Origin of the sequence: Levilactobacillus koreensis JCM 16448 (assembly GCF_001435525.1) — a bacterium.
Lineage (GTDB): Bacteria > Bacillota > Bacilli > Lactobacillales > Lactobacillaceae > Levilactobacillus > Levilactobacillus koreensis.
This window is the reverse complement of record NZ_AZDP01000026.1, coordinates 42,895-48,973: the sequence shown is the minus strand read 5'-3', so window position 1 is coordinate 48,973 and position 6,079 is coordinate 42,895. Positions and strand designations below refer to the sequence as shown.

Below are 6,079 nucleotides of genomic sequence, written 5' to 3'. Positions count from 1 at the left end.
ACCCAGGGCTTATAGCCCTCGAGAAAACCACCCGTTCAACGGGTGGTTTTTATTTTGTAAGAGTGTGGAACGGGGCGGTTAACTCCCGAGCATTAACGTCAATAAGTGCCCGACCGAGGGACTCGGTCCGGTGCTTATTGGGGTTAAGCGGAGGGAGTTGCCCCGTGGAACACGTTTCAGAAGCCGCCAGGATCGGGATGTAATGGATAAGAAATGAGCTTGACGGTCTAAGCTAGAATAAACTGAATGGTGTGGTGTTAAGCGCAGGAGCCTGCCTTGCGGAACACGTTTCAGAAGCTGCCAAGATCGGAATGTGGCGAACGAAGACCTGCTTCAATAGTTAATGAATGATAAAAATCCACTGCCAGTACCCAAGCCCATTCAAGCTTGCATACCGACAGTGGGTTTGATTTACACGAAAAAAGACGCCAACCGACCAAACAGTCGCTTAACGCCTCGCACAAACTGATTTAAAAGTGAAACCACTCGCTCTGGTTCTTACGAATGTCGCTGCGAATACCAAAGAAGTAAATGAGAAACGCCGCCACGGCAATGGCAATCACAAGCGTCCACAGCCAAGCGTGGGTGTGAATGAATGTGAAGTAGGCGAACCCCAACGTGCTCAGACCAATCATGCCGAGCGTGAAGGGCAGGTGTTCACTGTGAATGAACGCTACGGCCAGTCCTAAGACGACCGCACCGCCAAACATGTCATCGCCGCTCCCACGGGTTCCTAACCCGTTAAACAACGCGTATAGCTCAATCAGCACACCTAAAACTAAGGCCAAGTAGCCGAAAAATTGAACGAACGTCAACCGTCGTAAAGCTTTCATCAACGACACCACCTTCTCTCTTGCGGTGTCTCAATTATAGCGCATTACCGCGATGTTGAGAAATCGGACGCTACGGCTGTTTCGGGTAATGACCAATCCTCGTGATCCAAGGCCATTTGCCAGAAATTAAGTTCATACCAGCTGCTTTTTTCAAAGGCTGCTAGCAGTTGTGGCGTATTTTCTTGCGTTGCGACGTGGTTCGCTAGCGCCAGTTGATCGGTCATACTGCCGGTGTAGTCGTCAGCGTTATAGGTGTCGATCCAAGCCTGGTAAATGGGAACGGGTGAACCCTGATGAGCCAGCGATTGCCCAATCTCGGCGTACAGCCAGTAACAGGGCAGCAGTCCCGCTACTGCGCCCGCTGGACCGTGAGTTAAAAGTTCCCGGTAGAGGTGACTTGTGTAAGCATAGCCGGTTGGGGCCACTGGTGTTGCGGCGACCTCTGCTGGCGTGATTTTCAGACGGTCAAAGAACTCCTGGCGAATGGCAACTTCACCTTGGCGTAAATGCTCTGCGCCGGCGTGAAGTTGTTTTGCGACTAAGGGATCGTCGCTTTGATCGGCGGCGAGATCGTGAATGGCGCCGAACTCTTTGAGGTAGTAGTGGTCTTGAATCAGGTAATAGCGAAATGTGGCTAAGGGCAGCGTGCCGGCCTGCAGTTGTTGAATGAAGGGATGGCGTTTGGAAGCGTCCCAGCAGGCTTTGGTCGTGGCGTGGGCTTGGTCAGTAAACATCGAAAGATCTCCTTTGAAAAAGTACATTATGTTAATTAAGTCTAGGGTAAGCCACAGAAGAGGCCAACCTGAACAAGTAGTAAACAACCACCGAATAGCCACCAATCGCGCGCTACTAGCGGAATTGTCATGGCATGTGTTCGGGGCGCCCCTTCGATAAAGCCGTGTGAGGTCATGGCGGCGGCAAGTTGGTCGGACCAATTCATGGCCGCCAGGATGACCTTAAAGTACAACTGGGGTGACCAGAAATGGAGAACCTGACCGCGCATCATGGCAGCGGCCTTGATAGTCGCGACCTCCGCTCTGATTTTAGGCATCAGATTAAAGGCTGCTAGAAAACCGTAAGCAAATTTAGACGGCAATTTGGCGTTTTGTTCCAGCGACCGGGTCAATGTCAGGGGTTCCGTGGTCTGAGTGAAGAGGCCGCCCATGTAGACGTAGACGAATAGCCGCGTGAAGATGACTAGTAAGAAATGGGGCGAGGCGCTTCCCCGTAAGGACAGCGACCAGACCAAGGTACTAGAGAAGAAGAGGGGGACTAGTGTCAGGTAGAGCAAGCGTTTGAACGAGACGTGATTGAGGAGCATGAGAATCAAGCTGACTGCAATCAGTGCCACGTTGACCGTCCATACCTGCGCGAAGGAGACTTCAAGTGCGATGGCCACAATCAGTCCTAATTTTAAACTGGGATTCATTCTGCCACCCCCTCATACGTTAAGTGTTGTTGGTCCAAATGCAGGTGGAGCGTAATCAGGTCATCCAGGCCGCTCAGTTGATGGCTAACCATGATTAACGTCAAGTTGAGGTCGCGTTGAACGGTGGTCAGGATACGCATGACGACTTGAATGGACGCAAAGTCGAGGCCCTTCAAGGGTTCGTCCAACAGCAGAACGTCTGGGGCCATGATCAGCATGCAGAGTAGTTGGAGCTTCTTTTGCTGACCACTGCTCAGCGAGTAAATGACTTGTTCAGCGTGGTCGGCTAGGTTCAGTTGTGTGAGTAAGTCCTGTACGCGCTCGGCGGTAAAGTAGTCGGCGTTGCCGAAGTGCCGCGAGAGATTTAGTTCTTCGGTCACGGTAACGTTTAGGAATTGAGCTGTCGCCGACTGAAACATCAGGCCAACCTCACGGGCATACCGCTTACGGGAGAGTTTTTGAATATTGGTGCCAGCGTAGGCGAGGGTCCCTTGATACTTGCCCAAGCGAACCAGTGCACGAAATAACGTGGATTTACCGCTGCCATTGGGACCAGTGATCAGTGTTGCCTGATGGGCAAAGAAGCTGAGGTCCTGAGGCTGAATCAGTTGGCGCTTACCTTGGGCAATGCCCAATTGGTCGCCCTGTAAGCAGACGGTCAACTCAGAGCTCGGCTGTGTGACGTGGGTCAGACGTAACTGTTCCGGTGTGAAGGCGGCGAATCGCTTCTTTGTTTGTTCGGCCGACAGGAGGGTCACCTTACCAGTGTCCAGCACGGCCAAATGGTCGACCCATTGGTCATAGCCGCTCAAATCGTGATCGGCTAAAATGATTGTTTTTCCTCGTTGGGTGCACAATGCAACTAGCTTTTGTAGGAGCGTTAAGCGGGTTGGCGGATCTATACTGGCGAAGGGTTCATCGAGTAGAATGACGTCGCTATCCATGGCAACGATAATCGCCAGGGCGACCTTCTGTTGTTCGCCACCGGATAGGGCCATGAGTGATCGGTCCTTGAGGTTAGTGATGCCGATAAAATCTAGCGCCGCGTCAATTTTGGCAGGCATGGCGGCTGGGTCGACCTGTTGATTTTCCAATGCAAATCGCAGTTCATTCACCACGGTGTCCATGGTGAATTGCGTGCTGGGTTCCTGAAAGAGCATGGCGACGGTCGCTGCCCGTTTGCCGGGCGCAATTTTGGTGAGTGGCTCGCCGTCAAAGGTGACCGTGTTGGGTGCTGGTAGGGGCGTTAGACCGGCAATCAGGCGCAGTAAAGTTGACTTGCCACCACCAGAAACGCCGGTCAACAAGGAAAACTTACCCCCGGGGAAGGTCACGGATAAGTTGTCAAGGACGGGCCGTTTCCGCTGGGGGTAAGTGAATGTGAGTGAATTTATAGTTACGGTGGCCAAATAGGTTCCTCCAATTAATGAGTTGCGTTAGGTAAAACGTGGGCGCGGACCAGTAGGTTGTTAATCAACTTGGTCAAGACACCACCGAAGACGAAGACGGAAGCGAACCGAACGGCGAACAGCAGGAGTAAAAAGGGAACGTGGTAGGCGGCATAGCCACTTCGGAACAGGTCCCAAGTGAAGGTCACAATCGTCGTGGTCAAAGCAGTAAGCACCAGGGTTGGCCAGTTGTAGCGCTTGTAACCGGTGAAGATGAAGCCCAATTCTGAACCAAATCCTTGAACGACCCCGGAAATCAGCGTGCTGGCGCCCCAGATGCCGCCAAGAAACATTTCAACGACGGCACCCAGCAGTTCGCCCAACGTTGCGGCGCCGGGAATCCGAATGATAAAGCCAGCCAGTGGTCCAGCCATGACCCAGATACCCAGTAAGAGTTCATTTGCCAATGGTGACAGGCCAAATGGGGCTAGTGCTGCGGATAGAACCGTGTAGAGGGGCCCGATGACCCAGAAAATAACCCCCATAAAGATTGCTAAAATCGTTACCAGAATAATATCGCGAATATGCCAACGTTTCATGAATGATGCCTCCTAATTTTTGGCGACTGGGGTCACCAAAACGAAAAAAATCCCCACTAAATCGATAGTGGGGTTCATTGATAGCTTAAAAGTACGCGTTCCCTTCGCTGGTATTAGCCAGAGCAGGTTCAATGGGTTTGATCTCAGCCGCGATGGCACCCCAGTCGTATTTGATTACCCCTAGCGTAACCAATTTACAGGTGAAATGCAACCGCTGACGGTGATAATCGAATCGAGTCCCCAATAGATTTAGCCGCAAAAAGATGGCTTCCCAAAACATTGTCAGTGCAGATTAGTCGTTTCAGAGTGAGGGTATGGGAAAAGACAGTTAACCGATTATAAGCTTAATGTAAAAAGTGAGTTGTGCGATTCGTCTCTGGTTTTTAGTAAGCTCCGTCACAACGAGCAGCGGCCGGTAAGGCGGAAAGACAACTAGTTTGCGCGCTCGCCTAGTGATGGATTACGGCTAGGTTACGAGCCCAACAAGCAGGTTACAAAGTGTGAATTGGCCTTGTTTGTCACCTAACCGGCGTGGTAGTGTAGTTTACGGACATTCAAAACTAGGGTTTAAGAAGAGAGGACACCTATTCATTATGGGATTATCAAGAGTTAAAGGCGCATTGGTCGCGCTGTTACTGACCACAACGCTCGGCACAGCTGTTGGCACACAGGTAACGGCACAGGCCGCAACGTACACCACGGTTTCCAGCAAGTCGGTGACCAAGACGGCGTACCACAAGAAGAGCACAAGTGGGGCCATTTACAATCAGGCACACAGTAGAAAAGTTGCTAACCTGAAGACGTATCCTTACACGACTTGGTACGTGACCAAACGCGCCACGTTACGGCATGGTAACTCCAAGGGTATTTACTATTACGTGAAAAACACGGCCGGCAGCGTGAAGGGCTGGGTTTGGCATGGCTACCTGAAGAAGGGGAAGTCACCGTTTGGTCTGAAATACGCCAAGAATGCGATTGCCATGAATTACACGACGGGCAAGGCCGTTTGGTCTAAGAATGCCAATACGGCTCGGCCAATCGCGTCCGTTTCTAAGATCATGACGCTCTACCTGGTCCTGAAGAAGGTCGATGGCAGTACTGCTAAATGGAATCAAGTCGTTGATACCAGTAGTCGGGGTCTCATTTCAATGAGTCAAAATTCGTCGGTTGGGGGCTTTGTCTTCCATACCGGCCACAAGTACACGGTCAAGGAACTGTATGATGCCGCGCTACTGGACTCGTCGAACAATGCCGCCATCGCGCTGGGCAAATGGGTTGCGGGTAGCAATGCCAAGTTTATTCAGCAGATGAATGCACAAGCTAAGAGCTGGAACTTGGGCAATGCCCACTTCGTTTCTGCTTCCGGGTTGGAGAACAGTGACCTGCGTCCTTACGGTTATGCTTACGGGAGCGCTAACGCCAACATGGTTTCGGCCAAGGATGTGGCGTTGATTGCCCGCCATCTGATCAAGGACTATCCACGTGTCCTGACCGATGGTGCCGTTGGGTCGAAGACCGTTGATGGCCAATTGTGCTACAACTACAACAACTTACTGTCTGGTCGGAAATATGCGCAAGCATCATTGAACGTTGATGGCTTGAAGACCGGCTACACGCCATTAGCTGGGTACTGCTTCGTCGGGACCGGTAAAATGGCAGGCAAGCAACGGATCATCACGGTCGTTCTGCACGATGAGAACGAGTTCACCGAAACGCGTTCGCTGATGAACCATGTTTACAAGAGCAGCAGTATGGCTGAGTAATTCTAGGCTAGTGTGAACTGGTCGCACTGCGGCTGCCAGGGATTTCGCCTGCTGTGGGGACGCTTCA

General features: G+C 51.7%; 6 protein-coding genes and 1 riboswitch. Of the genes, 1 reads left to right on the top strand and 5 read right to left on the bottom strand.

Annotated features, from left to right (window positions below; translation table 11 throughout):
* Nucleotides 1-470 precede the first annotated feature (470 nt).
* From FC99_RS01880 to FC99_RS01860, 5 genes are read right to left on the bottom strand one after another with little or no spacing between them, the layout of a single operon-like run.
* Nucleotides 471-833 carry a hypothetical protein gene (locus tag FC99_RS01880; RefSeq protein WP_048735082.1) on the bottom strand — a complete coding sequence of 121 codons (363 nt, stop codon included), beginning with the start codon at nucleotides 831-833 and terminating at the stop codon, nucleotides 471-473.
* Nucleotides 834-877: 44 nt separating this feature from the next.
* Nucleotides 878-1,567, bottom strand: a complete 690-nt coding sequence (gene tenA, locus FC99_RS01875; protein WP_048735083.1) for a thiaminase II — start codon at nucleotides 1,565-1,567, stop codon at nucleotides 878-880.
* Between the two features lie 41 nt (nucleotides 1,568-1,608).
* On the bottom strand, nucleotides 1,609-2,262 hold the full coding sequence (locus FC99_RS01870) for an energy-coupling factor transporter transmembrane component T family protein (protein ID WP_048735085.1): 654 nt from the start codon (nucleotides 2,260-2,262) through the stop codon (nucleotides 1,609-1,611).
* On the bottom strand, nucleotides 2,259-3,671 hold the full coding sequence (locus FC99_RS01865) for an ABC transporter ATP-binding protein (protein ID WP_048735086.1): 1,413 nt from the start codon (nucleotides 3,669-3,671) through the stop codon (nucleotides 2,259-2,261). The genes FC99_RS01870 and FC99_RS01865 overlap by 4 nt, the downstream gene beginning before the upstream one ends.
* Before the next feature lie 14 nt (nucleotides 3,672-3,685).
* Nucleotides 3,686-4,249, bottom strand: a complete 564-nt coding sequence (locus tag FC99_RS01860) for an ECF transporter S component (RefSeq protein ID WP_048735088.1) — start codon at nucleotides 4,247-4,249, stop codon at nucleotides 3,686-3,688.
* Nucleotides 4,250-4,330: 81 nt separating this feature from the next.
* Nucleotides 4,331-4,422, bottom strand: a riboswitch (TPP riboswitch).
* Between the two features lie 420 nt (nucleotides 4,423-4,842).
* On the opposite strand from FC99_RS01860, the gene FC99_RS01855 reads away from it, so the two are divergent.
* Nucleotides 4,843-6,012 carry a serine hydrolase gene (locus FC99_RS01855; protein WP_048735091.1) on the top strand — a complete coding sequence of 390 codons (1,170 nt, stop codon included), beginning with the start codon at nucleotides 4,843-4,845 and terminating at the stop codon, nucleotides 6,010-6,012.
* Nucleotides 6,013-6,079 lie beyond the last annotated feature (67 nt).